Raw genomic sequence first — 26,425 nt, 5'->3', positions numbered from 1 at the left:
AGTAAATTCCCAACTTCTTTTGATGCGTTATGAGGGGGCGCGCCCTTATTGTCCTCATTGTAGTCGCCGCAGTTATTGGCCTCGGAATAGCTTCGGAATTCTCAGTGCTCTCCGAAGTGTCGGGGGAGTCCCATTTTGATGGTTCTCTTATTCTCAACGATACCGGCTGGAGGAGTGCTCCAGAGAATCCCAACGTCGTTTACGTGGCCCTGCTAGTTTCCGAGCCGCAACTTTTGGAAGCCCTTAAAAGTTCTCTCTCAACAGTTATACGCTCCCATAACTTGACCCCTGAATTCGTTGATGAACCCATGAACTACGACCTCAAGGGACGGCTTGTCGTGGTTTTCCTTCCCCACTCCTTCAGCAAGAACCGGATTCTCTATCGGGAATACGGGGTCTCTGGAATCCTCTACTACTCCTACGCCGGTGATGCCGAGACCTTTACCTTGCTAACAAACGGCAAAACCCTCTCAGGAGAAAACCTGGAGAAGCTTGCCATAAAACTTCGCGTTTCGAGCATCGAAAGGCTAAACGAAGAGCGTATTCTCAACCAGACGGTTTCCGTGACCTACTGGTGGAAACTAAGGGTAAAGGCGGGAATACTCACGGATAGAGACCCCTACAAGACGATTGCCGAGCAGATTGCCCTGGAGCTGGATAGCTTCCTGAGGAGTCATTAGTTCTGTTTTTGGGGTGGAATCCATGCGAACCGGTGCGACCGTGTTCCTCCTCTTACTTCTTGTTGCACTCCTTGTTCACCAGCTCGTGTCCCACAGCACCTCCTGCTGGTGGAGTTCGGAGGTAAACCCCTCGCTGGAACCCGGAAACGGAACCGTGTACGTTTACTTTGATGGAGGGGGCAACACGTACCTATACCTTCCCGTCTACCTGAACGGGTCCCTCCGTCCGCTGGGACTAACTCCGATTTTTGTTGACTGGAACGCTTCCAACGTCACCGGAAACGTCCTTATCGTGTCAGTACCATTCTGGGGCGAATTTGCGGGCTTTCTTTCGGTGACGTACCGTGCTAACGTAACAATTGAATACTACAAGAATGCCAGCGTCAGGGAAGTGGTTCTCAGGCACGTCAACGGGCAGAAAGTTCCGGCCGAGCTCGCCGCGAGGGCTCATCTCACAGTCACGATGAGGGCAGGGTACCTTTCAAAGTTCGACCCGTATCTCGAGCTGGCAAAACTCATCTCCGAGAAAACAGGAAAAATTTTGAGGACGTCAGATAAACCTTGAGCTCCTCACCCTCAGCTCTCCCCTTTCGTGGAGTTCCAGGAGGATTTCTGCTATCCGCTCTCCAGCCCTTCCGTCGCCGAAGGGGTTCGGGGCGTTTGCCATCCTCTCGTAGAACTCTTCCTCATCCATCAGCCGACCAAGATAGTTGAGGGCGCGTTCCTTTTCGAGGCCGACCAGCACGTTTCCGCCGGCCTCAACCGTCTCCGGCCTCTCGGTGTTGTAGCGGAGGGTTAAACACGGCACACCGAGGATTATGGCTTCTTCCTGTATTCCTCCCGAGTCCGTCATTATCGCGAAGGCGTTCTTCTCGAGCCTGAGGAAGTCGAGGTAGCCGAGGGGTTTCGTGACGGTCAGGTTCTCAATAGTCTCTACCCGTTCGAGTAGCCCGAACTCCTCGAGCCTCTTCCTCGTGCGCGGGTGCATTGGGTATATCGCCCTCATCGGCAGGCTTTCGAGGATTTGGACGAGCTTCTCAAGGTTCTCTCGGCTGTCCGTGTTCTCTGCCCTGTGGGCCGTAATGAGGACGTATTCCTTTGGTGTAAGGTTAAACCTCTCAAGGACGTCGCTCTTCTTCTCCGCCACCTCGGCGTTCTGCAAAACCGCATCAACAATCGTGTTGCCGACGACGTAGACGTTCTCGGTTATCCCCTCGCGTTCGAGGTTTTTCCTCGCCTCTTCCGTTGGGGGAAAGAGAACCTCGCTCGCGTGGTCTGCAAGAATCCTGTTTATCTCCTCTGGCATCGTTCTGTCAAAGCTTCTCAAGCCGGCCTCGACGTGAGCTACCGGAATCTTCAGCTTGACGCTGGCCAGAGCTCCAGCCAGAACCGTGTTGGTGTCGCCCTGAACGAGCGTAACATCTGGCCTCTCGTCCATCAAAACCCTCTCTATTTTTATCATCGCCTTTCCGGTCTGCTCCGCCTGTGTTCCAGAGCCGACCTCGAGGTGGTAGTCTATCGGTGGAAGCTCAAGCTCCTCAAGGAAGACGCTGCTCATCTCGTAGTCGTAGTGCTGACCTGTGTGGATTAGAAGGGGCTCTACGCCCCTATCAAGGAACGCCCTTATGACCGGCGCGAGCTTTATTATCTCCGGCCTCGTTCCAAAGACGAAAGCGGGCTTCAAAACTCTCCCCTCCCGATGCCCTTGAAGAGGAAGCCCCTCGGCGGGTTCTCAACCACGTGCCTGCCGTCTATGAGAATTCTCGTCCGCATGAGCTTCCCAAGGCTTTCCCAGTCGAGGGACTTGAACGCCGTGTGGTCGGTCGCTATGACAACCGCGTCCGCGTTTTCAACCGCTTCCTCGACGCTCCCGCTCGTGCCCGGGACGAAGGGGTCGTAGGTTTTAACGGCCTTCACGTCCCCCTCTATCTCTTCGATGAAAGCCAGCGCCGGCGAATTCCTCGTGTCGTCGCTGTCGCCCTTGTATGCCAGTCCGAGGACCGCTATGGTGGCGTCCTCGGGCGGAACGTTCAGCTCCTTAAGCGCCGAGAAGAGCAAATCCTTCGTGAAGAGGGGCATGGAGTCGTTTATCTCCCTCGCGAGCTTTATGAGCCCGAAGTCCTCTTTGGCTGGCCAGAGGAGGAGGTGCGGGTCCTTCGGGAGGCAGTGGCCGCCGACCCCTATCCCGGGGGTGTGGATTCTAACGCGCGGGTGCGTGTTGGCAAGCTCTATTGCCTCGAAGACGTCTATCCCGTACTGGTGAGCGAGAAAGGCGAACTCGTTCGCCAAAGCTATGTTCACGTCCCTGAAGGTGTTCTCCATCAGCTTGACGACCTCACTGACGGTCGAGTTCGTCTTGAACGTCTGCCCCTTGACGAAGGAGCGGTAGAGCCTTTCGGCCATCTCGGCGCTCTCGGGCGTTATCCCGCCGAAGATGCGGGAGTTGTAGACGAGCTCCTTAAAAATCCTGCCCGGCATTACCCTCTCCGGCGCGTGGACCATGTAGAAGTCCTTTCCCGCCTTGAAGCCCGTCAGCTCCTCGATGAGCTTCGCCATCTTAACCGTCGTGAGGGGCGGAACGGTGCTCTCTATGACCACCAGCGAGCCCCTTTTCATTGCCTTTGCAACGGTTTTAACGGCGCTCTCAAGGTAGCTCAGGTCCGGCGTTTTGTCCTCCCTCAGGGGGGTTTGAACGCAGATTATGTACGCATCCTTCCCCCGTATCTCCTCTGGGTCTGAGGTTGCCCTGAGGTTGCCGCTTTCAACGGCCTTTCTGAGCAGCTCGTCTATCTCGGGCTCGACGATGTGGGCTTTCCCCGAGTTTATCTTCTCGACTACTTCTTCCCTTATTTCATAACCGGTGACATTGAAACCGGCGTTCGCGAACATTATCGCCGTTGGGAGGCCTATGTAGCCGAGGCCTATGACCGCTATCTCCCTTATCCCGTCCATCACTTCCACCGGAGCGGGTTGGAACGGCCGGATAAAAGCCTTTTTGAGGTAACGATTTTGAAAGCGTTGGAACCGTTTTGGTGCGCCTATCAAGAACTTCCTTCGCCTGGACACTCTTGTTCACTTAGCCCGGTAGTAGTGGCCCGGCGAAAACCTACATCATGGAAGGAAAGCGTTAGAAAGCGTTTTTCATTGAAAGGAGCTATCTGAAACGTCCGAAAAAACGCTTCTGCAACCGTTTTTTGGAAAGCCTTATATTGGACAAAGCCGTTCACTCATCGGCGGGTGGTAGAATGAAGGTGTGGATTGACATCACAAACGCGCCTCACGTTCACTTTTTCAAGGGCCTCATCAGGGAACTTGAGAAGACTGGCCACGAGGTTCTAATCACGACGAGGGAGTTCGACGGTCTTACCGGAATTCTCGACATGTTCGGTTTCGACTACTACGTGGTTGGAAAGCACGGGGGTTCCACCCTTGAGGGCAAGCTCATCGCGAGCGCCGAGAGGGTTTACAAGCTCAGCCGGCTGATAATCGAGGAAAAGCCGGATTTGGCGGTTTACAAGCACTCGGTCGAGGCACCGCGCGTTGCCTTCGGCCTCGGGATTCCAAGTATAGGCTTCGTTGATAACGAGACCGCCATAGCCCAAAACAAGCTCATACTCCCCTTTACGAAGCTCCTCCTCTTCCCGAAGGCGATAGACGCCTACGAGCTCCTCAAGTGCGGCGCCGACCCCAACGGCATGAAGCCCGTAAACGGCTTCTCGGAACTGGCGCATCTCTACGGCTTCAGGCCCGACAGAAAGGTCCTCAAGGAGCTCGGCCTCAGGAGGAACGGCTACATAGTGATGCGCACCGAGCCGGTCAAGGCCAACTACTTCAACGGGCCCGAGAAGAGCGTCCTCGAGGACGTTATCCCCCTCCTACCCGAGATGCCCATCGTGCTCTTCCCGAGGACTGAGGAGCAGAGGAGGCGCTTTGAGCGCTTTGACAACGTGATAATGCCCGAGAAGCCCGTTGACAGTTTAAGCCTCCTCTACTACGCGAGGCTCATGATAGGAGCCGGCGGAACTATGAACAGGGAAGCAATAGCTCTCGGAACGCCGACAATCTCGACCTACCCCGGAAGGCTCCTCGCGGTCACGAGGTGGCTCGTCGAGCTCGGTGTCAAGTTCCACTCAACTGACCTGGTCGAGGTCGCGGAGGTGGCAGAGCGCATGATAGAGGCCAACGGGAGGTACAGGAACTACATAAGGAGCGTTGTCGCCGGTCTGGAAAACCCGATGGACGCGATACTGAGGGAAATAGAAACATACGAGGAGAGCGGGACCTTCGAGGTCTCAGAGGCCGGCAACCTTCGGGGTTACGTAAGCCTCGATGAGGGCCGCAACTAAGAGCATCCCAACCGTTACCGCGTAGAGCTTCAACGCCTTTTTCATTCCCTCTTTGAAGCCCCCTGCCGGTTCTTCGGCCTCGCGTATGCTCCTGTACCAGAGGATTCCCGCGGTTCCAGCCAAGACGAAGGCCGGGATTTCAACGAGGCCGTGTGGGACGAGCCCGAGGACGATTTTGCTCGCCGGGACGCCTATCTTCACGAAAAACCCCGCAACGATTCCAACAACCAGACCGTTGAAGAGCATCATGACCCAGGGGCCGAGCCCGAAGAACAGCCCCGAAACGAGGACGAGGAGGGCAACGCCGGCGTTGTGGGTGAATATCCTGACGAAGTTATCGAAGGGGTTCGGTGAGAGTCCGCCGAGCTCGTTCGCGAGTTTGAGCACGTACTCCCCGGCTTTCTCGGTCTGAAGGTAGGCGTAGGCAACGCCGAGGACTATTCCAATTCCAAACGTCCCGAGGAGCAGGGAGAAAGTCCTCTTAACGTTCACGCCCTTCACCCTTCGAGGGCCTTCTTGAGGGCAATCTTGAAGTCCTCGACGTTCACGTAGGGCATCTCCACGTCAAGGCGCATAGCGAAGAACTCGTCAATCAGGCTTTCGAGCTCCTCGATTTTATGCCCTTCAAGCTTCCTCTCAAGGTCGTGGACTGCCTCCTCAGGGTGCATGAAGAAGTCTCCCGTAATCCTGACGTGCTCAGCTATGCCGTCCCTCTCGTCGAACTCAATCCTTATGAGGCCCTTCTTGGCCTTGTGCTCACCGACGTGGTGCTTCATACCCATCCCCGTTGTAAGCTCGCGGGAGAACTTTTTAAAGGTTGGGTTAAAGTGGGAGCGGTGGTGAAGATGGTCTATAAGGAGATACAGGAGAGGGCGAGGCTTTCTCTGAAGAAGGCACTCGACGAGATGCTCACCGAGGCCGGAAATGAGTGGGACGGCGAGATAACCTTCGACGATACGCCAAGCCTCGAGCTCGGCGACTTCGGAACGGCCATAGCGTTTCAGCTCGCTAGGGTTTTCAGGAAGGCCCCGAAGCTCATAGCGGAAGAGCTTGTCGAGCGCATCGAGAGGCCCGAGGGCATAGTCGAGGTTAAGGCGGTTAACGGCTACATCAACTTCTACGTTGACTACTCCTACTTCGGGCGCGAGCTGGTTAGGGAAATCCTTGAGAAGGGAAGCGCCTACGGCGAGAGCGAGGTCGGAAAGGGCAAAAAGGTCATCGTCGAGCACACCTCGGTCAACCCGACGAAGCCACTCCACATGGGACACGCGAGGAACGCGGTTTTGGGCGACACGATGGCGCGGATTATGCGCAGGCTCGGCTACAAGGTTGAAGTTCAGAACTACATCGACGACCTTGGAGTGCAGTTTGCGCAGGTCCTCTGGGGCTATCTTAACCTGAGAGAGGAGTTCGAGAGGATTGAGGCCGAGTTAAGGGAGAAGGGCCTGAAGGAGGACTTCATAGACCACGTCATGGGGCTGCTCTACGTGGAGGTCAACAAACGCATCGAGGAGAACCCAGAGGTGGATAAAGAGGTTCGCGAGCTCATGAAGAAACTTGAGGAAGGAAACAACGAGATAGCCGAAATCGGCAGGAAGCTTGCCGAGCGCGTCGTTAGAGCTCAGATGCTCACGACCTACCGTATGGGCATCGCCTACGACCTGCTCAGCTGGGAGAGCGACATAATGCGGAGCGGAATCTTCGAGGAGGCCTACGAACTCATCGAGGCCAACGAGAACTTCTTCTGGGGGAAGGATGGCAAGTACAAGGGAGCGTTTGTAATGGACCTCCGGAAGCTCTTCCCTGACATGAAGAACCCCTTCCTCGTCCTCAAGAGGAGCGACGGAACGGCAACCTACACAGGCAAGGACATAGCCTATCACCTCTGGAAGTTCGGCAAGGTGAAGGCGGACATGCTCTACAAGCTCTGGGACGAGATTGAGAACCACGAGACCTGGACGACGGCTCCGGACGGAGAGGAGATGCCCGGCAGGTTCGGCAGGGGGGATATAGTCATAAACGTCATCGGAGCGGAGCAGAGGCACCCCCAGATGGCGATTAAGTACGCCCTCCAGCTCCTCGGCTTTGATGAAAGCGCGGAGAACTTCCACCACTTAGCTTACGAGCACGTTGTGAGGCCGGAAGGTAAGTTCTCGGGCAGAAAGGGAACCTGGGTCGGCTTCACCGTTGACGAGGTCCTCAACGAGGCCGTTCAGAGGGCGAGGGAACTGGTTGAGGGGAAGAACCCGAACCTGAGCGAGGCGGAGAAGGACAGGATAGCCGAAGCGGTCGGAGTCGGCGCGGTTCGCTTCAACCTCGTCAAGTACAGTCCTGACAAGGTCATAACCTTCCGCTGGGACGACGTGCTCAACTTCGAGGGGGAGAGCGCGCCGTACATACAGTACGCCCACGCCCGCTGTGCGTCAATCCTGAGGAAGGCCGGGGAGAGCGGAGTCGAGACCGACTGGAAAGCTCTGCTTGAAAAGGCTGACTTCTCAAAGCTGACCCTCCGCGAAAAGGAGCTCATCAAGCTCCTCGCCAAGTTCCCGGAGGTAATAGAGAGCGCAGGCAGGGACATCAAGCCCCACCTGATTCCGGCTTATCTCAACGAGCTGGCTTCACTCTTCAACAAGTTCTACATGGACCACCCGGTGCTTAAAGCTGAGGAAGGCGTAAAAGAAGAGCGCCTGCTCCTCGTTCTGGCGGTCAAGCAAGTGCTCAGGAACGGACTCGAGCTGCTCGGCATAGAGGCGCCGGAGAAGATGTGATTGGCCTTTCTTAGCCCTTCAATATTTTTTCCACGAGGGGGTCTATTATCCGGTACTCCCTGTTTTCTTTCCTCACCCAGCCCATTTTCTCAAGGTTCTTCAGGAGCGCAGATAGTCTCGCGTTCGTTATAGGTCCGCTCTTCGCTTCCACGTAGTCTTTAACCTCCCTCCAGCGTGAGAGGCCCATTGCTATCGCCCTGAGAATTAGGGAGTACCTTGGAGAGCGCTTTTCGAGTTCAAGGAGCTCTTCCCGTATCATTGCCCGGACCCTCTCGACAGTTCTCTCCATAGCTCTCTCAAAACTTCCATTCTTCCAGTAATTAAACCCGAACTCCACGAGCCAGCCCGGAATGCCGTCGAGCTCATCGACAGCTCTCTTTATTTCTTCTTCCCGAACTCTTAAGCCGACTTCTTCAAATCCCGCCCGCAGGAAAGCCTCTGAGAGTTCCCTGGAGAATGGTTTGACCTCCACCTCCTCATAGACCCTGCCGAATAGTGGACTTGAGTAGTCGTCGATGCCTATGAAATCATGGAGGAGGCCGACCTCTGAGCCGGTAAACACGAACCCGAGGTTCGGCAGGGAGTCGTAGGCGTGGGCTATCCCCGCCAAAAGGTCTTTTCCACCCCTCGGTCCGTAGAATCGAAGGTACTGGGCCTCATCGAAAGCCAAGACGACCCTTCCGAACTTCTCCCCGAGGCCGTTCAGGAGTTCGAAGATGTCTATTATGGTAGTCTCCTTTGGTTTGATTTTTATCCCGGCCAGATTAACGCTCCCAAGCTTTATCCCACTCAGAAAGCCAAACCTGCCTCTCCCGAGGAGTATCTTTCTAATCTCATCCACAAGAACGGCGGGGCTTATCGTGCCGCCTCCCGCTGCGTAGAGTCTCCTCGCGTCGAGGTAAAGGCCGAGACCATCAAATTCATTAAGAGTCACCCTCAGGAGGGAGCTTTTCCCCACTCTCCGGATTCCGATGAGAACCGTTATCGGGTACTCTTCCATTCCCTTAAGCAGAGAGTTCAGCTCCTTCTCCCTGTCGAAAATTTCCTCCCTCCTGCTCTTCGGCCTCGGGTCAAACAGCATAGGTATCGCCCCCGATACTAAGTATCGGTACCGATACTTAAATGTTGCTGAGGCAAACAACAGCAATATATAATGAAGGTGTAAAAAAGAAGCCCGCAAGTAGCTCAGTGAATCTTGTACCTCAGGAACGCGCCGAGGCCTCCAAAGGCCTTGTAGAACTGCTGGCCCTCCTCGGTGTCGAGGGAGATTATCTCCACGTTCGAGCCGGCTTCCTCCGCCATCTTGATGAGCTCCTCCGCGACGTCCCACTTCTCGAAGGTTATGTTCTGACTGCCGCACTTCGGACAGTGGGTCAGCTTCTTCTTGTAGACGTGGAACTCCTGCTCGCTCATCGTCTTCTCCTCGCTCCAGCCGCAGTTGTTGCACTTGGCCTTGACGCGAACCTTGTCATAGCCCTCGCTGATGAGGAGCGTGTCAACGGCGCCGAGCTCAAGGGCCTGGCGGACTTCCTTCTCACCGTAGGTTATCATGCCAGTGTCCTTGACGAGGTGCCTGAAGAAGTCCTGTATAAGCTTCCTCTCCTTCACCGCCTCGTGGTCCCTGAGTATATCGCTGGCCTTCTCAACGAGCTCCCTTAGGCCGTACTCGCCGTGGTAGCTTATGTCGACGACGCCGATGACCTTCTTCCTCAGCTCGTGGTGGAGGTAATCACCTTCAACGAACTCCTCCTTGGTCGGCCCGGGACCGCCGATGATGATTCCCCTCAGCTCGCCCTTCTCAAGGAGCGGGAGGAAGGCCTTGTTGGCGTGCTCGCCGATGCGCTTCATGAACTCGTGCGTCTCCTGCTCGCGAATCCTCTCGTAACGCCTCGCCGACTGACCACCGGCCCTCGTCTTTCCTGGAACGTTCGAGGTGAGCTCGTCTATAACCTCAATCCTCTTGCCCCTGAGAAGGCCTATCGTTGCCTCGTTCTTCTCGACGGTTATGAGGCCGTACGCGTCCTTAACGCGGAGCATTTCTTCGAGGGGCTCGGTGACGAAGGTCTGGTCACAGCGGTAGAGGCGGACCTTGAGGGGTTCCGGCGGGACTATGGCCCAGAGCCTTATGTCGCTGACACCTTCCTGCTCGCTGACGTTTCCCACGAAGAGGGCGAGGCCGTTCTCCGGGGTCTTGCGGTAGAGCTTGAGGTGCTGCATCGCCCTTTCAAGCGCTCCTAAAACGTTCTTTCGAGTTGACTTGCTCTTGATGTTCTGGGCCGTTCCGTACTCCTCGCGGAGCTGTTGCATGACCTTGTTTATGTCGTAGCCGGCCGGGATGTAGAGGCTGACGAGTTCGGTCGCTCGACCTCGATAGCTCTTGAGTTCTTCAACCTTCTTCTTGAGCTCGTACATTTCCGCTGACTTGTGAGACATGAGCATCACCCCTTCTCTTCCCGTTCCCGGTTAAAAGGGGCCACTTATAAAAGTTGGCCTAGAAGAGGGATAGGATTATGAGTATAAACGCGCCGATGACTCCTCCAATGGCCAGGATTAGCAGTGTCAGCCAGTTTATTGGGACGTGCGTGACCCCAAGGAAGTTCAGGACGCCAATTATGATGAGGCCGGTAATCGCGTTCACCGCGAGCCACTTGAGAATCGCTATGGTAAGGGCCAGGATTGCCCACCCAACGATTGCGAGAAGGAAAAGGAGAACCAGAAGGAGGATAAAATCCGGCATGGTAACACCTCAGAGTTTTTCTAAGGTCTCCTTAGCTATCTGTCCGAGGGGAACCCACTTTTTGCCCTCAAATGGGAGAACGACTTTGTCTTCCACGCCGGTGAGTTCCTCCACGAGGGGTTTGAGCTCGCTGAGCCCGAGTTCTCCTATGACGACCAGCAGAAAGCCCTTCTCGTCCCTTTTGCCCTCGCGAAGGCCCCGCTTTATCTCCTCAACTATCCAGGAGCGGTACTTTCGGGCCAGTTCAGGATAGGTTTTGATGATGTCGTAGGCGAGCACCATGGCGTTTTCTCTGATGTAGGGATTCCTGTGGTGGATTAGGGACATCAGTTTCTTGAAGTTGCCCTCATCGAGGTACTTTGAGAGAACGCTCCTGTCGGTTTCCAATACCTGGGTTAGGGCTAAGAGAGCATCGCCCACTATTCCGGGGTTTTCGTCGTCGAGAAGTTCAACTATCGCGCTCATGACCTTTTTGTCCTTAATGGCATCCTGAACAAGGAGCTCGAACTGTCCCGATTCAAGCATCTCCTTAACTTTCTTCTTTTTGGAGCCGAAGCTGAAGATAGGCATGTAAATCACCGGATAATTTTTATGTTAATCACTTTTTAGTTTTATTCAACAATTCATCCAAACTCGAATTGAGTTCTTGATTTGTGACATTTGAGATATTACCCACTTTTTTTACTGTTCCTACTCGGGGGTCTAAAAATTTTTTGAGAATGAAAACTAATACCACGAGAGAAACCGCAGCCATGAACAGATATTCAATTGCACCCTGGGCCTTTCTTATCAAGAATATCACCCATTATGCTTTCTTAAAATACTAAACTAAAGAGAATAGAATCGAGTCTCTTTAGTTATCACTTCGTAGCATTCTCGCTCATGTTTTCCAGCAAGCCACTAGCTTTGCTACCTGACTCGTTAGCAACCTTCTGTGCAGTGCTGCCCTTTCCTTGGAGCTGCTTAACAACTATCAGTATAATTACCAGCGCCGCGGCAATCATGAAGAGGTACTCAATTGCACCCTGGGCCTTCCTCATCATGGCAAATCACCTCCAAAGGTTTACTTCAACCTAAACTCGACTAAAAAGGCTTATATATCTTTCTACCCAATACTGAGGAGAGGCATACCCAATATTGCAAGGACTCCAAGAGGTGTGCATTCATGTTGGTGAGCTTTCACTGCGAATCATCGAGCATTGAAGATTGCGTTGAAGAAATCAACAAAAAGTCAGAAAATATCCTACGTGACCTCCCAGGCTTTGTAAATTCTGCAAAGATATTGTTGAGCTTTGGAGCCTTCATGAACCTTGGCGTCGTGCTGGCAGTTGACAAATCCCTCACCGCTCACAAGGTTGTTCGGGCAGATTTTTCTTCCGGCAAAAACAAGGAGGATGCCATCAACAAAACACTCGAGAAGCTCAATGCGATAATCCCAGACCGCGCCAAGATAGTTGATTTTGAAGTGAAAACCTACACCACACCTGTAACGAGGAGAACCTATGCAGTGGGGGTAGTGGTCTACAACGTTTTCGAACAGAAGAAGCCCATCGGAGAGTACACCCTCAAAGAGAGACGAAAACTGATAGCGATGGTTCTGGAGGCCTTCAACTACAACCCAAAGGTTCTCAACATCTCAGAGCTCGCGAGGGTCTTCGGGGTTTCCAGGGACAGCATCTACTATGACATCGAGCAGATACTCAAAGAGGCGGGCAAGTCTAAGTAGTCCAAATCGGCCTCGGTGTTGCGGTGAGGATGAATATGATAGCCACCAGTATCGCAAGGGCTATCCTCTTCTTGGATATTGGCGATACCTCGTCGAGTGCTCCGGGATTCCCAGCGGAGCCAATGAGGAGAACGAGCAGTCCCCAAATGAACCAGCCACTCCAGAGGTAGCTCATCCCGATGAGAACGAAGGCCGTGACGTAAGTCACTATTCTGTGTGTCCTTTCGCCGATGAACGCCCTCAGCACGTGTCCCCCGTCGAGCTGGGCAACCGGAATCAGGTTGAGGAACGTGACGAGCAGTCCGACCCAGCCGGCCATCGCTATGGGGTGAAGGAATATCACGTAGTTGTCCGGTATGTGAAGCACTGCTTTTGTAAGGGCCTCGAAGATAAGATTTGTTCCAAAGTAGACTCCTCCCTCCGTCTGGGGCACCATACTCTGCGGAACCACAATCGAGAGCTTCAGACCTATTGCCGTAACTGGAATCGAAACGAGGAAACCCGCTATCGGCCCGCTAACTCCAAGGTCTATCGCCGCGTCCCTTGTTGGTAGCGGGGACTTAACCCTTATCACAGCGCCGAGGGTTCCTATCAAGCTAAACGGGAACGGGATGAAGTAGGGCATCGTGGCTCGAACGCCGTGGTATGCGGCCGCTATCTTATGGCCGAGCTCGTGGGTTCCGAGAATTGCCATGACGCTGACCGAGAAGGAGAGCGCTATAAGGTATGGGTCCCTCATCCCGGGAAGTCCGTAATAATCAAGGGCTGAGATGTAGTTGAGGGCCAGCATGTAGCCGGCAAAGAAAGTCGTCGCTATGGTCGCGAGCAGGAAAACCCAGGGTAGCCACTTGTTGTCTGGCTTGACCTCCCCCGCGGGAAACACGAACAGGAGGACTTTGTCATCACGCTTTTTCAGCGCAACCCAGTAACCGAGCCTCTCCATCTCGCTCAGAACTCTCTCAAAGTTCGGCTCAAGGATATCCTCAACCTCGAAAACGAAGACCCTCCCGTCGAAGCCAGCAAACCGGAGGTTGTAAAACGTCCTGAGTTTGGCCTCGACCTCCGGCGGAAGGCCCGGAGTCTCGGCAACGTGAATCTCGGGGGTGGGGACGGATTCCAGCGATGGGCTACGTGGTCTTTCGGCATCTTCCCTCGCGTAGCCCACGAGAATCATGTCCCCTCCGCAACGGGGGCACGAGCGCTCAAGAAGGGGCTCGGTGGAATCCCTCTCCTCGCGGTAGCCACAGTTAAGGCACTCATAGATTCCCCTCGGCATCTTTTACCTCCTGATTAAAATTGGGGGGAGGGTTAAAAAGTTAGTCCTTTGCCGGTGTCCTCTTCACCGGTATGCCCCATCCCTTGGTTTTATGTCTGTCACGATGATGAGCCGTTCGTCCCAGTAAACCGTGTAGAAAACTCTGTAATCTCCAATTCTAAAGCGATAGGTGTTCGTCTCTTTTGTTTTGCTACCCTTCACGGGCTTCAGGTCGTAGGGTGGTTTCGGGTAGGGGTTGGTTTTCAACGCCTCAAGGAACTCGGCCAGCTTCCGGCGTTGAGCTGGTTTTAGGTATTTTCTGGCCTTTTTAACAACGCTCCTGTCCACAATGACCCTGTACAAAGTTCTCACCTAACTTAGAAGCTCCTTAATTGCCTCGTCTACAGTGAGGCCTTCATCGGGGTTCTCTTTTAGGTGTTCAGCACGTCTTTTGAGCGCTTGGTACTCTTCCTCCGGAATCACATCAGCATCATCTTTTTCCGCCTGAAGCTTTAGAAGCTCCAGCTTCAGCTCTTCAAGTTCCCTCTCGATTTTCTCGATTCGGTTGATGATTACCTGAACGCTCTCGCTCACAATACCACCATTGGGATGTTGTAATCAGACCTCAAAAGGTTTGCGAAGTCGAGAAAAAATGAAAACGGCTCAACCTTCCTCGACCTCAACCTCACCTGAGTCGGCGTCAACCCTAACTTTCATTCCGCTCTTCAGCTTGGACACATCGATTCCCTGAACCATTGGAATGCCGGCTATTATCGCGCCCGTCGCCACTATCGTCTCGGCTTCGCCGACGATTATCGCCTTCGGCACCTTTCCGTTCTTCTTGAGGGCGTAGATTACGTAGGAGCCGACGGTTGAGCCCTTTCCGCGTGGGAAGGCGAGGATTTTGCCCGCTATGCTCTGGCCCCTTATGTCGCTCTCCGCGTCGGTTACGATTCCAGTCTCGGGGTCAACCCCACCGAGGAAGGAGAGCGGTTTCTTCGACACTATCAGCTCGCCCTCGGCCTTCCCGCCGACGACCTTCCTTCCCTTCAGCTTCATTTTACCACCTCACGGTGCCTCCTTTATGAGCCTCTCGGCGTCGTCGAGCCTTACGCTAAAGCCGAATGAGCGGAAGTAGAAAGCTGACTTCCCGCTGTTGGTGGCGATGCCGTTATACCAGCCCTTAATCGGCGACACGACGAAGCACGAATCCGCTATAATCCGCCCGTTGTAGCGCTCTATCGTTTCGGTGTAGCCGAGCGAGTCAGATAAAGCCTTAACGGCCCTGCTCGCGGTTATGAATAGCGGTATCTTTAGGGGCCTTCCGCGCATTCTCAGAAGTTCGGCTACCTCCTTGATTTCCATGAGGGAAGCGTGAGGACAGCCGATGAGAATCATGTCTATTTCACCCCAATCGTCGGAGAAGCTCTCCCTGACGGCCCTCAGGTCGGCGTCTTCAACCGTTATCGTCTCTATCCCGTCAGAAATCGCGTTTCTGTATTCGGGCGTTTCGCCTTCGACGTGGTAGAGCGCTATCGAGCCCGTCGCCGCCATCGAGGCGCCGAGCTCCTTGAGGTAGTCCAGGCTCTCCGGTTTCAGGCCGGTTATGTAGGGCACGTCGTTTCCGAGAGTCTTTCCGAGGTGGTAGCCGAGGGCTGAGTAGTCAACGAACGTTTTGACTTTGGCTTCTACCTTCACCTTCACGGTCGCCTTCCTGTTTTCGTCGAGGTGGAGTCCGTACTCCGGCGTTTTGCCGACTATGGCTGATGCCAGGCTCGACGGCCCGCCCTCGCGGTTGGTTCTGGCCCCTATTATCGAGTTGGCAAAGCTAACCGCCGAGCTCTCGCTCCAGGCCAAGTGGTCCCCGAACTTTGGAAGGTTCGCCCCGTAGTATGGGGTGCAGGTCGAGGTCACCTCTATCCCCATCGCGCGGTAGAGCTCCAAAACTTCCCTCTGCTTCTCCATGAACTCGTCGTCACCTATTCCCGCCGGGTTGAGGGTCGTGTAGACGCTGACCTTCGCCCCCGCCTCCACGAAGTCCCTCAGGAACTCAATGCCGGCCTCGCCGAGGTTTTTGTAGGAAACCCCTGCAATCTGAGCGCTCTTTATGGGAATCAACCGCTCCGCCCCGTAGATGTCACCGAGCGCAACGAGGATTTCCATTGCCTTCTGGAGCGCGTAGCCGTACTCACCGGCCAAAATCAGCTCCTCTTCCTTCGTCAGGTACATAACACCACCGAACTGAGAACGGCCTTGAAGAATATAAAGCCCGCTCCGAAAGATTTATAAAGTCTCTCCTGATGACTAACTAACGGGTCGAGCAGCGGGGTGGGGCAGCTAGGAGTGCCCGCCGGGCTCATAACCCGGAGGTCGGAGGTTCAAATCCTCCCCCCGCTACCAGATTTCTTGTGCCCTCATGCCAATTTCTCTGGGATTCATTCAGGCGATGTCCTTTTTAACCCTTCGAGCGATTTCTCAACGGTGATTTCGATGGAGCGCGTCGTTGAGATTCTGAGGGAGATTCTGGAGATTCCGTCCCCAACTGGATATACAAAGGAGGTTCTGGCGCACATTGAGAAAATGCTCGACGGGGCAGGAATAAAGACGAGGTACACCAACAAAGGGGCGCTTCTGGCCTACAACCACCCGGAGCCTGAACTCGTCATTGCGGGCCACGTGGACACGCTGGGTGCGATGGTTAAGGGAATCCTCCCAGATGGACACCTGAGCTTCACGAAAATCGGCGGGCTTCTCCTCCCGACGTTTGAGGGCGAATACTGCACGATAATAACCCGCTCCGGGAAGCGCTACCGCGGAACGCTCCTCCTCAAGAACCCGAGCGTCCACGTTAACAGAGATGCCGGAAAGAAGGAGCGCAAGGAGGAGAACATGTACATTCGCCTCGATGCGGAGGTCGAGAAGAAGGAAGACACCGAGAAGCTCGGCATAAGGCCCGGCGACTTCATAGCCTTCGACCCGAAGTTCGAGTACGTGAACGGCTTCGTCAAGGCTCACTTCCTCGACGACAAGGCGAGCGTCGCGGTGATGATTGACCTGCTCCTTGAGCTGGCGGGCGAGCTTGAAAAGCTCCCCGTGGCGTTCTTCTTCTCGCCCTACGAGGAGGTCGGCCACGGCGGTTCTGCAGGCTACCCATCAACGACCAAAGAGTTGCTCGTCGTTGACATGGGAGTTGTCGGCGAAGGCGTTTACGGCAAAGAAACGGCCGTTTCAATAGCGGCGAAGGATTCGAGCGGGCCCTACGACTACGAGATGACGACAAAACTCATCGAGCTGGCAGAGAAGAACGACATACCGCACGTCGTTGACGTCTTCCCCTACTACGGCTCCGACGGTTCTGCGGCATTGAGGGCCGGCTGGGACTTCAGGGTTGCGCTCATCGGGCCCGGTGTCCACGCGAGCCACGGGATGGAGAGGACGCATGTCAAGGGCCTCCTCGCGACGAAAGAGCTGATAAGGGCCTACATAGAGGATAAGTTCAGGGTTTAAGTTCCTCTTTCTTCTTACTCTCGAAGTCCGGGCATCCACATATATTCTCGCGGGAATAATTCTCTTGAGAGTTCAATCCGGAAAGAATGTGGAAGGGAAAGCCAAAACAAAACCTTCACTCAATCTTCGCACCGCAGACCGGGCAGAACTTCGCCCCCTCTGGAACTATGTGGCCGTTGGGACAGCGCTTGATTTCGTGCCCGCAGTATGGGCAGAAGCGCGCCCCTGGTGGAATCGGTTTGCCACAATAGGGGCATATCTCCTGTTGCGCTGGCTGAGCTGGAGCCGTTTGCTGGGGTTGCTGTGGAGCTGGGGGCGCACCGGCGTAGGGCTGTGCTGGGGCCTGCTGGACGGGCTGAGCCGGCTGGGCCGGTTGCTGGAAGAGCTGGGGAACGAGCACCATTCCGGTTCCCATTCCAGCCCCTGGGCTCTTGCCAAGTTCTGCCGCGACCTGCTTCACCGTGTCCATCTGCATTACAGCCTGAGCGTTGCCCGTCTGCATGAGCCAGAAGAGCCTCTGGCGCCATTCGTCTGTGGTGTTAACGCCTTCAATCTTAACATCAACCAGCTCGAGGCCCAACCTGCGGAAGTCCTCCATGAGCTTTATCTTCACCTGAGTGCTGACCATGTCGAGGTTCTGGAAGAGGTCAACTATCGAGTAGGCAGAGAGGTGCTTCATCATGCCCTCGTTGAAGTAAGCCCTGATGAACTTGGTAACGTCGCTCGCGTCGTACAGGCTCTGGCCACCAACAACTTCCGTGATGAAGAGAACCGGGTCCGCGACCTTGAACCAGTAGACGCCGTAGTACTTGACAGGTGCCAGCTCCTTAGTCTGCGTTTCGCCACCGTAGCGCCCCTGGAACTGCTTCATGCTGACGAAGATTATCGTTGCCTTGAAGGGGCTGTTGCTCCCGCCGACGAGCTTGTAGAGGAGTGGCAAATTCTGCGTCGTCAGCGTGTGCCTTCCAGGCCCGAGAACGTCGTAGATTTTTCCGTCGCGCATGAAGACGGCCACTTCGTACTCGTGGACTATCAGCTGGGCACCCCACTTTATGACCTCGTTCGGGTACCTCCAGATTATCTCGTCCTCACCTGGGTTGACCCATTCGATTACCTCAACCATATCACTCACCCACCGCGAAGCTCATCCTCTGGTTAAGAACCTCTTCAAAGTTCACGAGCTTGTCGTCGAGATTGAGAACCGCCATGCCAAGGGCCTGAGGGTTCGCCACCTGGGCGTTTAACGCTTTGGCCTCGTTAAGTATCTCCTCAGCGAGCTCAATCATCTTGGCGTCGTACTCGATGAGCCTTTCGAGTTCCTTCTCCTTAAACTTGACCCGGTCGAAGTAACCGTGGTAGCCGGCCTCGGCGTGCTTTACCCTGCTCTCAAGCATCATGAGCTTCTTCCTCAGGTTTTCAATGCCCATCAGCTGCTGGCAGTTCACCATGGCGCACCTCTGCAGGGCCCTCTCAAGTTCTCTCTTTGCCTGTCCCAGAAGGTCGGCCACCTTTCCCCTAATCAGCCTGTCGTCTTCCCTGAGGAGTTCTTTCTTCTTGTAGCCGTGGAATCCGGGCACGATAAGTTCAAGCTTCTCCATAATCGAGGTTTCCTTCCCCATCTTATCACCTCAAATCGGCTGGAAGTAGAGGTTTCCGGAGCGACCCTTTATTACACCGCTCACGATTCTCTTCTTCACGGCGCCTTTAGAGCCTATCCCCCACGCGCCGACCGCCCCGGGGATTAGGCCGCCCAGCAGGCCGAAGGGCGTTCCGAAGATTGCCGACGCTATGAACCCGAGAACCGCCCCGGCCCCGATTACGCCCATCGCCATCGCACTGGCTTTCTTTCTGGCACCGCTTTCAAGGGGGTATTCTGCCGAGATAACCCTTCCATCGGTTCCGTCGACGTAGCCCCAGTATTCCTTTCCGGCATACTCGTAGCGGAGCTCCCAGAGCGGGTAGTGGACGAGACCGAGGTATCTTACTTCGAGTTCGAGCTCGTCTTCGCTGACGCTCTTGTCTTCCTGCCTCGCCTCTCCAATTAGGGCGTTTATCAGCGCAACCCTCGCGAGCTCTTCGGCCTTCTCCTTCGGAACCTCCGGCTCGTAGTAGTGGCCCTTCTTGACGACGTCCTCGCTGAAGAAGACCTTGCCCCTAATCGGGAACGGGTAGCCCTCAAGGAGGGTCTTGAAGGGCGAACCCGCTGGAATTCCCATGAACTGAACTTCCTCAACGGTCGGCCAGAGCCTGCTCCTTCCGTGCAGGTAGAAGAAGTAAACAGGAACCCAGTGAAGTTCTTTCTTGGTTATCTTCGCCCCAGTTATATCAGCCGGAGCGCCGTACTGCCTTGAGAGGAACTTCAGCAGAACACCGCCGGCGTCCTTCTTCATCGGCGGGAAGAAGAAGTGCTCACCGGTTTCCTTCGTGTGAACGTGGAAGGTCGTCCCGCAGTAGGGGCAGGTGGCGACCTCAACCGTGTCGGGAACCTTGAAGGTCGCGGAGCAAGTGGGACAGGTAACCTCCATTTCAACCACCCCTCTCAACGCGCTGGCCCTCGAGGACTTTGAAGCCGAAGTACCCGCTCAGAACCGAGCCGAGCCCTATCGCTATCCCCGTCAGCGCGTAGGCGCTCGCCGCGGCACCGTAGGCCCCGCCTATGGCCCCTATCAGAATCCCGAGAGCGACGCCACCCATGTACTCCGCCCGCCGGAGGGTTGACATCGGTTCCGTCGAGGCGACCCTCTTCCCGTCCCAGCCCGCGAAAACCGAGTGGTATATCGAGTTCTCGAACTTGTAATAAACCGTCCACATCGGCAGGAGAACGAGACGGGTGTTGCTCGGTTCCTCGGCCTTCACGTCAAAGCGGTCTATTCTATCTGCCTTGGCGGAGTAGCGGTTTCTAATGACGTCTATCGCATCTTCGCGCATCATGAGCTTTGCCTGCTCCTCGTCCATCTCCGTGTTGAGTATCTCCAGCTTGAGCTTCTCCCACTGCTCCTCATCGAGGTCGAGCAGGCGCTTTTCTTCCGGCTTCGTCTTGGAGTAGTGCTTTATGATGTCGTCAACTCCAAAGCTCGCCACCTGCCTCCTGGCCGGCCCTATGAGGTGCAGGGTCTCGCTCACGACGTCGTGGTAGTGCCTCTCAACGGTGTGGCACCGCGTTTCCGTGTTCCCCTGGCTGTCAGTGTATGTTTCGCACTCCTCCTCTCGGACGGTGTAGTCCACTTCGCCGCTAACGTAAACGTCACCGACCCAGTACGGCGCGTAGTGGCCCTCAACGCCGACGACCTGAATCGAGTCCTTAATCCGCTTGAGGTCAAAGTCCTTCTCGACCATGCGCCAGAACGCTTCCGCGATTTGGTTCTTGTTGAGCGAAGGAACCAGGAACATGTCCTCCGTCCTGAGGTTCCCGGTTAGGTGGTTAGGGAAACCGCAGTACGGACAGACGGCAACAATCGTTTCCGGGGTCACCTCAAGGGGTGCCCCGCATCGTTCACACTTGAAGGCCTCCATGGGCATCACTCATCTTAGTTATGTCCCAACACCTATTTAAGACTGCCCATGCCCCTTTGCGTTTCGCGGCTCAAACCATTTTATCCTTTGAACTGCTATTATCGAACTCTCTTGCAACAGGCTTCAAAATTCAAAACCATAAGGTTTAAGAAGCAAACTTCATGATTTTGATTATGACTCAACAGGTGCGTTCAGGTGATGGACAATGATGGTAACCGACACCAAATCATCTGGAAGGGGCACGTTCCTATGGAGAATCAACCCCTTTGAGGTTATAGCTTCAATCTGGAAAGACGTCGTCGAGGGCTCCAGGGTCGCGGTTCCCCATGCTGTAGGCACAATGAAGACGAGCCACGGTTCAGTGGTGGAACTCGAACTCAGCGTGGTTCTCTACCCCTCGGAGAAGAGGCTCGTCGTGAAGGACGGTGACGAGGTGTACTTCCTGTTTCCGGTGAGCCCTGCCGACGGCCCGGAGGGACTCTACGTCAAGCTGATAGAGGCGCTGGGGATGGTAGCATGAAGCGCAAGGAAGCCAGCGTTGAGATAAAGTCCGGCATGGGCTCCGTTGAGGCCATACTCCACGACCCGGTGCAGTTCATAACAAACTGGCCCTACGTGGTCAAGGTCAGGGGCAGAAACCCGGTCGTGGCCGAGATAATGCTACCCCGCTTCGTCTTCAAGTTCGGGGACACCTACGAGTTCGAGTTCCACGAGGACTACAACAGCCACATCTACGAGGGAAAGGGAAAGAGGGGCAACCTGACGGTCGTGATAACCCTCAAGGAATGGCAGAAGTACGTTTCTGCCAATGTGGAGCTCTCCTACTCGGGCAGGGGCGAGTTCTTCCTCGGGAAAACCCTGGAGATACTTGTCGAGGGGATAGCCAGAAACCTTAAGGAGCTGGCGGAGGCTTCGAAGCCAATCGAGGTCGGCAAGAAGACCGAAAAGGCCATACTCGAAGTGGACTTCTCCGACCCCATGAGCGTCGCCAACTTCCTGGCAAAGGCCAAGATGGTTCACAGCGGTCTACACGTCATCCCGGAGGGAGGCTTCTTCAACGTTCTCAACGAGATTCTTGAAAAGGCGGGCAGTGAGGTTCTCTACCTCTCGGGAATAACGTCCGATGGAACCAGCGGTTTCAAGGTGCTCGTCAGGGGCAGTCAGGTTCTGGCTGTGGAACTCAGGAACGGAAGTGACGTTAAGACCATCAAGGTCGAGGGAGAGGACGGTGTTAGGGAAGCCGTTGAGCTCCTTTCAAAGGTTTCCGGGGCCTATATGGTAAACGCATGGGTTCCGGCTGGAGGTGTTTGAGATGATTAGGAACATGAACAGCTACCCGCTCTACGACGACGGTAGCCATAAGGTTTACTGGCTTGGAATTGAGGAAAGCGAGGACGAGAAGGGGATACTGACCAACCAGTACCTTGTCATTGACGGAAACGAGGGCGCGCTTATAGAGCCCGGCGGGTTCTTCGTGTTCTCCCGCGTTCTCAAGAACGTCTCCTCTCTGATTCCCCCAACGCAGATTAAGTACCTCATGTACTCGCACCAGGACCCCGACGTAGTTGCGGGCTTAAACCTCTGGTTCGAGTACGCACCGCTGGCGAAGGTCGTCATCTCGGAGCTGTGGGTGCGCTTCATTCCGCATCTGGCAGTAATGAGCGCTGGCAGAACCGTTGGAATCCCCGATAGGGGGGCGGAGTTCAAGCTTGGAAACTCGACGATAAGAGCCGTTCCGGCCCACTACCTCCACAGCCCTGGCAACTTCGCCTTCTACGACGAGAAGAGCGGAATCCTGTTCAGCTCGGACATTGGAGCCGCCGCCTTCTCGAAGGACGAGTGGTACCTCTTCGTTGAGGACTTCGACGAGCACACGAAGCACATGGAGGGCTTCCACAAGAGGTATATGAGCTCAACGAAGGCCCTTAGAGCATGGGTCCGCTCGGTAAGGAAGCTGAAGCCCAAGATGATAGCGCCACAGCACGGGGCGATATTCAGGGATGAAGACGTTGGCAGGTTCCTTGACTGGCTCGATTCGCTTGAGGTTGGAATCGACGCCTTCGAAGAGGAGTTCTACGGGGACTGAGTTCTTCAACCTTTGGTTTTAAATGAAAATTTTTCAAAGTGTTTTTAAATGACGTACGTCATCTAATCCCCGGTGGTTCCATGAACCCGATGGAGAAGGCGTTTGAAGAGGCTATGAAAAATCCCAAACTCCGGAAGAAACTGCGAGTGAAGGCCTTCCTCTCGCTCCTGCTCCTCGTAGGGTTCCTCGGGGTGGTCTTCATAACAATCGGCACGATGATGGCGAGCAAGAACGGAACGTTCCTCGGAATGACTCACCTGGACTTCCTAAAGTTGCGCGCTCGCTACGGTCTCTTCATGATGGCCCTGATAACAATACACATAATCATGAACAGGGGCATAATGCGGAAAGAGCTTGGCCTGCTCTTCGGCTAATTCTTTCGATTTTTACATAGTTCTTCGATTAAAGCTACCGCCCTCGGCACCGCACCCAAAACCTCATCGCTGAGCTCGGTTCCAAGGTCAATCTCCTTCGCAACTATCCCTACGAAGTGAACCTCCGCCCTGGCGAGCCTCTCGTCGAGCTTCATGAGGAGCTTAAGGCCGTCTATCGCCCCCATGAAGTGCGCGCTTCTTATCTCCGCTTTCAGCTTCTCAAAGACATCCTCTCCTTCGAGGTGTATAACTTCTCCCGGCTTGAACTTCTCGCTCAGAATCGCGTCAACGATTATCAGCCTCTCCTCCCCGTTGTAGTGGCTTGAGAGCATGAAGATGTCGGTTCCGACTTCGAGGACGTTGTAGCCCTTCTCGGCGAGGATTCTGCCGACCTTGAGCCCAACTCCGTCGTCCTTCATCAGCTCGTTTCCTAAGGCAAGGATTAGCGTTCTCATTTTGCCTCCCTCACGGAGTTGTCCCGGGGGTTTATGAGCCTTATCGAAACCCTTATATACTCTTTGCAGTAGTTACAACCATATCAAAGTTTAAAAGGAGGATGTTCCGATGACGTGGAAGATTGCGCCGTTGCTTCTGGTGCTCGTCGTTTTCTCGGTGGGTTGTCTAGTCCAGACGGGAAGCGAGACGACATCCCCTGGCTTTGTCCTCAACGTGACTTACGTCCCCTTCAAAGTGTCCCTCAACGTTACTGCTGTCGCGATTAACGTGAGTGCTAACTTCATCGGCTACAAGAGCCTTGTCATAAACGATGTTTATCCCGCCATACTGATAAAAGCGGGTCCGAATGTAAAGAACATTTCCGCCTTCAGACTCTCGAAGGACGTTTATCTTGTCGTTCCCTCCCTCGACGAAGACTCCTCGGAGAAGTTCTACTCCCTAACGGTATGGCTCAAGAACGGCTCCGTTGCGATAGCGAACATAAAGTTCTCCGGAACCCCCGCGAAAGTCGTTGACATGGTCGTCAACTACGAGGTCGAGAAGAACGGGACGCACTACGTCGTCAGGCCCATGAGCTGGTCTATAGGTGAGGTAACACTCTGGAACGAGCCCTTCAACGTAACTGTTGAACTGCCGAAGCCAATTCAAATCGTCAACGCTCCCTCAGTTGAATACAGAAACGGCACCTACGTCCTGCCCGAGGTCTGCAAAACGACGAGCGGAGGCGTTACCGTCCTCTACAGATACTCCATTGGCGACGTTTACGTCGTTGGCCCCATTGGTGAGGGCTTCGTCGGGAAGATATACTTCCCCTGCGAGAAGATGGCGGGAAAGTGATTCAGGAAATCAGCTCAACTTTTTCTTTCTTTGCGGGTTCGATTGGGAAGTAAAAAAGGAAATCAAAGCTTCGCTACATGGACAGAACAGGAGATGCATGGGTCGTAAGCCCTTACCACCATCTCGGTGAGGAACTTAATCCTCTCTGGGTCGTCGTTGTAGTGCTTCTCGGCCATCATCCTGACGTGCTCCTCCATCATGGCGAGGTTGAAGGCGGTTGGCGTTATGATGTCGGCGTAGGCGACCTTTCCGTCCTTCACTTCGAGCGCGTAGACGAGGATTCCGCGCGGTGCCTCGGTCGTGCTGACGCCGAAGCCGTCTTTCACAGTTACCTCGTCCCTCGGCCTTATCGGCCACTTCGCGAGGGCCTCGTCGAGCAAATCGATTCCGCGCTCGATGAAGTAGACGAGCTCAAGGGCCTGAGCCAGGTTGTTGGCGAAGGGATTCGTTGGACGGAGAAGCTCCTTATGAGCATCGTAGAGTTCCTTCGCCCTGCCGTAGAGGAGCTTCCAGTTGTTGACGACGCGCGAGATGGCACCGACCATGAAGGGCTTTCCGTGGTAGTGGGAGTGCTTGGCGAAGCTGTGCTCAACTACGAACTCCTTTATGTGCTCCCTATAACTCTCGCTCGGGAACTCGTTTCCGTCGCTGGCCTTTATGTAGTCGCCGTAGATTCCGTAGACGTCGTTCCTCGGCTTCACGGCGAGGTGCGTTATCGGCCCCTCAACCTCCTCGTACTGCTCCAGCTTGGCGAACAGCTCGAAGGTGTATTCGGCCTTCGGAAGGGCCTCCTTAAGTTTATCCTTCATCTTCTCGAGGATTTCCCTGCTTGGGAGCTTTCCAAAGCCTCCGAGAACGACGTTCTCCTGGTGTATGGCCCTCGCTCCCAGCTCGTCCATCATCCAGCTTCCGAGGTTCTTGAGGTCGAGCGCTATGCCTATCTCCTTCTTGTACTTATCGACCATGTGGAGCGGTCCGGAGTAGCCGAGGTAGTCTGGTAGAACGAGAAGGTAGAGGTGGAGTGCGTGGCTCTCAATCATGTCGCCGATGTAGAGGACCTCCCTCAGGGCCTGAATCTCCTCGCGCGGGGTGAAGCCTATCGCCTTCTCGGCCGCCTCCACGGCGGTGAGCTTGTGCGCCGCTGAACAGAAGGAGCATATCCTCGGGTAAACCGCGAGGGCCTCGTCGAGCTTCTTGCCGATGGTTATGGCCTCGAAAAAGCGCGGCCCCTCTATGATGTTGAGCTTGACCTCCCTGACACCATCGTCGCCGATGACTATCTCGACGCCACCCTTACCTTCTACCCTTGCGATGTGGTCAACGGTGATTGGCAGGTAAACGTTCTTCATGAGCCATCACCCTCAAAGATTTTCTCAACCATCTCCTCAAGCTTCTCGTTGTGGGCGTTGAAAATCTTCATCCTCTCAAGGATTTCCTCCTTGGTCAGGCCCTTCTCCTTGAAGACCCTCGCGAGGGAGTCGAACCAGGCAACGTCGTAGCCTATCGCGCCCCTGCAACCGATGCACGCTATTCCAAAGCTTGGACACCTCGCGTCACAGCCGGCCCTCGTTATCGGACCGAGGCAGGGTTCACCCTTCTCAAGGAGCACGCACGGGTTGCCCTTCAGCCTGCACTCAAGGCAGACCGGGTAGTCTATGTCCTCCGGCCACGAGCCGACGAGGAACGTTCCAAGGGCGTAGAGGAAGTCCTTCTTCTCCGGCGGACAGCCGTAGATGTTGTAGTCTACCTTGATGTACTTCGAGACCGGCTCGGCCATCTTGGGCTGGAACTTCACCTTTCCGTCGCCGTAGACGGTCTTCCAGAGCTCCTCAAGGGGCTTGTCCTTCTCCCAGCTCTGAACTCCCCCCTGAACGGCACAGGAACCTACAGCCACCACAATCTTCGCGTTCTCGCGGATTTTCTTGACGAGCTCAACCCCTTCCTCAGTCGAGACGCTACCCTCGATGAACGCGATATCAACGGGCTCGTCCTCGACGCTGTTCCTGTCGAGCATGTACCAGCAGACTATCTCGGCTCTTGGAAGGAGCTTGAGCAGTTCGTCCATCATCGCCAGCTGGAGCTGACAGCCGTAACAGCTCGTTAGAGCGTAAAACCCAATCCTGACTTTCTTCTCCTCCAT

General features: G+C 54.9%; 33 protein-coding genes and 1 tRNA gene. 12 read left to right on the top strand and 22 right to left on the bottom strand.

All coding sequences use genetic code 11. From position 1 onward, the window contains the following. Positions 1–29: 29 nt before the first annotated feature. Both E3E30_RS04025 and E3E30_RS04020 read left to right on the top strand, forming a co-directional pair. A complete protein-coding gene (locus E3E30_RS04025) occupies positions 30–680 on the top strand; it encodes a hypothetical protein (RefSeq protein ID WP_167728521.1) in 651 nt (216 codons plus the stop codon). A gap of 22 nt (positions 681–702) precedes the next feature. Beyond that, entirely contained in the window at positions 703–1,245 is a 543-nt protein-coding gene (locus tag E3E30_RS04020; RefSeq protein WP_167728520.1) for a hypothetical protein, read from the top strand. Here E3E30_RS04020 and wecB read toward each other — a convergent pair. Further along, positions 1,231–2,364: a UDP-N-acetylglucosamine 2-epimerase (non-hydrolyzing) gene (gene wecB / locus E3E30_RS04015; protein ID WP_167728519.1), complete on the bottom strand. Its 1,134-nt coding sequence runs from the start codon at positions 2,362–2,364 to the stop codon at positions 1,231–1,233. The two genes, E3E30_RS04020 and wecB, sit on opposite strands and share 15 nt — an antisense overlap. Further along, entirely contained in the window at positions 2,361–3,632 is a 1,272-nt protein-coding gene (locus tag E3E30_RS04010) for a UDP-N-acetyl-D-mannosamine dehydrogenase (RefSeq protein WP_167728936.1), read from the bottom strand. The genes wecB and E3E30_RS04010 overlap by 4 nt, the downstream gene beginning before the upstream one ends. Before the next feature lie 293 nt (positions 3,633–3,925). Here E3E30_RS04010 and E3E30_RS04005 point away from each other — a divergent pair, with 293 nt between their 5' ends. Further along, complete coding sequence (locus E3E30_RS04005) at positions 3,926–5,026, top strand: DUF354 domain-containing protein (protein ID WP_167728518.1); 1,101 nt, start codon at positions 3,926–3,928, stop codon at positions 5,024–5,026. Here the strand turns inward: E3E30_RS04005 and E3E30_RS04000 are convergent. Next, entirely contained in the window at positions 4,973–5,518 is a 546-nt protein-coding gene (locus tag E3E30_RS04000; protein WP_042689394.1) for a stage II sporulation protein M, read from the bottom strand. The two genes, E3E30_RS04005 and E3E30_RS04000, sit on opposite strands and share 54 nt — an antisense overlap. 5 nt (positions 5,519–5,523) lie before the next feature. Further along, the gene (locus E3E30_RS03995; protein ID WP_042689396.1) at positions 5,524–5,802 is read right to left on the bottom strand and encodes a lipoate protein ligase C-terminal domain-containing protein; all 279 of its coding nucleotides are present in this window, start codon (positions 5,800–5,802) and stop codon (positions 5,524–5,526) included. A gap of 69 nt (positions 5,803–5,871) precedes the next feature. Between E3E30_RS03995 and E3E30_RS03990 the strand changes: the two genes are divergently transcribed. Further along, positions 5,872–7,794: an arginine--tRNA ligase gene (locus E3E30_RS03990; protein WP_167728935.1), complete on the top strand. Its 1,923-nt coding sequence runs from the start codon at positions 5,872–5,874 to the stop codon at positions 7,792–7,794. A gap of 10 nt (positions 7,795–7,804) precedes the next feature. Here E3E30_RS03990 and E3E30_RS03985 read toward each other — a convergent pair whose 3' ends face one another. The 6 genes from E3E30_RS03985 to E3E30_RS03965 form a co-directional block, all read right to left on the bottom strand. Continuing rightward, on the bottom strand, positions 7,805–8,875 hold the full coding sequence (locus E3E30_RS03985) for an ATP-binding protein (protein ID WP_167728517.1): 1,071 nt from the start codon (positions 8,873–8,875) through the stop codon (positions 7,805–7,807). A gap of 104 nt (positions 8,876–8,979) precedes the next feature. Further along, on the bottom strand, positions 8,980–10,227 hold the full coding sequence (prf1, locus tag E3E30_RS03980; RefSeq protein ID WP_167728934.1) for a peptide chain release factor aRF-1: 1,248 nt from the start codon (positions 10,225–10,227) through the stop codon (positions 8,980–8,982). Between the two features lie 58 nt (positions 10,228–10,285). After that, a complete protein-coding gene (locus E3E30_RS03975; protein WP_042689402.1) occupies positions 10,286–10,531 on the bottom strand; it encodes a pro-sigmaK processing inhibitor BofA family protein in 246 nt (81 codons plus the stop codon). Between the two features lie 9 nt (positions 10,532–10,540). After that, positions 10,541–11,101, bottom strand: a complete 561-nt coding sequence (locus E3E30_RS03970) for a hypothetical protein (RefSeq protein ID WP_167728933.1) — start codon at positions 11,099–11,101, stop codon at positions 10,541–10,543. Between the two features lie 28 nt (positions 11,102–11,129). After that, positions 11,130–11,324 (bottom strand): hypothetical protein, encoded by a 195-nt coding sequence (locus E3E30_RS11235; RefSeq protein ID WP_206205064.1) that lies wholly within the window; start codon positions 11,322–11,324, stop codon positions 11,130–11,132. A 67-nt stretch (positions 11,325–11,391) separates the two neighbouring features. After that, positions 11,392–11,574: a class III signal peptide-containing protein gene (locus tag E3E30_RS03965; RefSeq protein WP_167728516.1), complete on the bottom strand. Its 183-nt coding sequence runs from the start codon at positions 11,572–11,574 to the stop codon at positions 11,392–11,394. A gap of 122 nt (positions 11,575–11,696) precedes the next feature. On the opposite strand from E3E30_RS03965, the gene E3E30_RS03960 reads away from it, so the two are divergent. Beyond that, positions 11,697–12,257 carry a hypothetical protein gene (locus E3E30_RS03960; protein ID WP_042689408.1) on the top strand — a complete coding sequence of 187 codons (561 nt, stop codon included), beginning with the start codon at positions 11,697–11,699 and terminating at the stop codon, positions 12,255–12,257. Here E3E30_RS03960 and E3E30_RS03955 read toward each other — a convergent pair. The 5 genes from E3E30_RS03955 to E3E30_RS03935 form a co-directional block, all read right to left on the bottom strand. Then, a complete protein-coding gene (locus E3E30_RS03955) occupies positions 12,250–13,533 on the bottom strand; it encodes a site-2 protease family protein (RefSeq protein ID WP_167728515.1) in 1,284 nt (427 codons plus the stop codon). The two genes, E3E30_RS03960 and E3E30_RS03955, sit on opposite strands and share 8 nt — an antisense overlap. Positions 13,534–13,596: 63 nt before the next feature. Next, complete coding sequence (locus E3E30_RS03950; protein ID WP_167728514.1) at positions 13,597–13,875, bottom strand: type II toxin-antitoxin system RelE/ParE family toxin; 279 nt, start codon at positions 13,873–13,875, stop codon at positions 13,597–13,599. 9 nt (positions 13,876–13,884) lie between these two features. Beyond that, the gene (locus tag E3E30_RS03945; RefSeq protein ID WP_099210499.1) at positions 13,885–14,106 is read right to left on the bottom strand and encodes a hypothetical protein; all 222 of its coding nucleotides are present in this window, start codon (positions 14,104–14,106) and stop codon (positions 13,885–13,887) included. 69 nt (positions 14,107–14,175) lie between these two features. Next, on the bottom strand, positions 14,176–14,571 hold the full coding sequence (locus E3E30_RS03940; RefSeq protein ID WP_167728513.1) for a DUF126 domain-containing protein: 396 nt from the start codon (positions 14,569–14,571) through the stop codon (positions 14,176–14,178). A gap of 9 nt (positions 14,572–14,580) precedes the next feature. Then, on the bottom strand, positions 14,581–15,741 hold the full coding sequence (locus E3E30_RS03935) for an aconitase X catalytic domain-containing protein (protein WP_167728512.1): 1,161 nt from the start codon (positions 15,739–15,741) through the stop codon (positions 14,581–14,583). A 93-nt stretch (positions 15,742–15,834) separates the two neighbouring features. Here E3E30_RS03935 and E3E30_RS03930 point away from each other — a divergent pair. After that, a tRNA-Met gene (locus E3E30_RS03930) sits at positions 15,835–15,912 on the top strand. Between the two features lie 90 nt (positions 15,913–16,002). Continuing rightward, positions 16,003–17,019 carry a M42 family metallopeptidase gene (locus tag E3E30_RS03925; protein WP_167728932.1) on the top strand — a complete coding sequence of 339 codons (1,017 nt, stop codon included), beginning with the start codon at positions 16,003–16,005 and terminating at the stop codon, positions 17,017–17,019. Between the two features lie 115 nt (positions 17,020–17,134). On the opposite strand, the gene E3E30_RS03920 is transcribed toward E3E30_RS03925, so the two are convergent. The 4 genes from E3E30_RS03920 to E3E30_RS03905 are packed head-to-tail and all read right to left on the bottom strand — an operon-like array spanning position 17,135 to position 20,538. Then, positions 17,135–18,142: an SPFH domain-containing protein gene (locus E3E30_RS03920; RefSeq protein WP_167728931.1), complete on the bottom strand. Its 1,008-nt coding sequence runs from the start codon at positions 18,140–18,142 to the stop codon at positions 17,135–17,137. Between the two features lies 1 nt (position 18,143). Continuing rightward, positions 18,144–18,638 carry a hypothetical protein gene (locus E3E30_RS03915; protein ID WP_167728511.1) on the bottom strand — a complete coding sequence of 165 codons (495 nt, stop codon included), beginning with the start codon at positions 18,636–18,638 and terminating at the stop codon, positions 18,144–18,146. 9 nt (positions 18,639–18,647) lie between these two features. Continuing rightward, a complete protein-coding gene (locus tag E3E30_RS03910) occupies positions 18,648–19,544 on the bottom strand; it encodes a hypothetical protein (RefSeq protein ID WP_042689426.1) in 897 nt (298 codons plus the stop codon). A 1-nt stretch (position 19,545) separates the two neighbouring features. Continuing rightward, positions 19,546–20,538, bottom strand: a complete 993-nt coding sequence (locus tag E3E30_RS03905) for a hypothetical protein (protein WP_346765906.1) — start codon at positions 20,536–20,538, stop codon at positions 19,546–19,548. Positions 20,539–20,737: 199 nt separating this feature from the next. On the opposite strand from E3E30_RS03905, the gene E3E30_RS03900 reads away from it, so the two are divergent. The 4 genes from E3E30_RS03900 to E3E30_RS03885 all read left to right on the top strand — a co-directional run bounded on the left by E3E30_RS03900 (position 20,738) and on the right by E3E30_RS03885 (position 22,992). Continuing rightward, positions 20,738–21,052, top strand: coding sequence for a hypothetical protein (locus tag E3E30_RS03900; RefSeq protein ID WP_042689430.1), 315 nt, complete (start codon positions 20,738–20,740; stop codon positions 21,050–21,052). After that, positions 21,049–21,843 (top strand): hypothetical protein, encoded by a 795-nt coding sequence (locus E3E30_RS03895; RefSeq protein ID WP_167728510.1) that lies wholly within the window; start codon positions 21,049–21,051, stop codon positions 21,841–21,843. The genes E3E30_RS03900 and E3E30_RS03895 overlap by 4 nt, the downstream gene beginning before the upstream one ends. A 1-nt stretch (position 21,844) precedes the next feature. Continuing rightward, a complete protein-coding gene (locus E3E30_RS03890) occupies positions 21,845–22,618 on the top strand; it encodes an MBL fold metallo-hydrolase (protein WP_167728509.1) in 774 nt (257 codons plus the stop codon). An 80-nt stretch (positions 22,619–22,698) separates the two neighbouring features. Beyond that, positions 22,699–22,992, top strand: a complete 294-nt coding sequence (locus E3E30_RS03885) for a hypothetical protein (protein ID WP_042689439.1) — start codon at positions 22,699–22,701, stop codon at positions 22,990–22,992. Here E3E30_RS03885 and E3E30_RS03880 read toward each other — a convergent pair. Further along, on the bottom strand, positions 22,989–23,447 hold the full coding sequence (locus E3E30_RS03880; protein WP_167728508.1) for a hydrogenase maturation protease: 459 nt from the start codon (positions 23,445–23,447) through the stop codon (positions 22,989–22,991). The two genes, E3E30_RS03885 and E3E30_RS03880, sit on opposite strands and share 4 nt — an antisense overlap. Before the next feature lie 109 nt (positions 23,448–23,556). Between E3E30_RS03880 and E3E30_RS03875 the strand changes: the two genes are divergently transcribed. Continuing rightward, a complete protein-coding gene (locus E3E30_RS03875) occupies positions 23,557–24,285 on the top strand; it encodes a hypothetical protein (protein ID WP_167728507.1) in 729 nt (242 codons plus the stop codon). A gap of 62 nt (positions 24,286–24,347) precedes the next feature. Here E3E30_RS03875 and hydA read toward each other — a convergent pair whose 3' ends face one another. Together hydA and hydD are read right to left on the bottom strand one after the other, a co-directional pair. Further along, on the bottom strand, positions 24,348–25,634 hold the full coding sequence (gene hydA / locus E3E30_RS03870; protein ID WP_167728506.1) for an NADPH-dependent hydrogenase/sulfhydrogenase 1 subunit alpha: 1,287 nt from the start codon (positions 25,632–25,634) through the stop codon (positions 24,348–24,350). Further along, on the bottom strand, positions 25,631–26,425 hold the full coding sequence (gene hydD / locus E3E30_RS03865) for an NADPH-dependent hydrogenase/sulfhydrogenase 1 subunit delta (protein WP_167728505.1): 795 nt from the start codon (positions 26,423–26,425) through the stop codon (positions 25,631–25,633). The genes hydA and hydD overlap by 4 nt, the downstream gene beginning before the upstream one ends.

Source organism: Thermococcus sp. 9N3 (assembly GCF_012027685.1).
Lineage (GTDB): Archaea > Methanobacteriota_B > Thermococci > Thermococcales > Thermococcaceae > Thermococcus > Thermococcus nautili.
The sequence above is the reverse complement of the archived record's forward strand: the minus strand, read 5'-3'. Positions and strand labels throughout refer to the sequence as shown.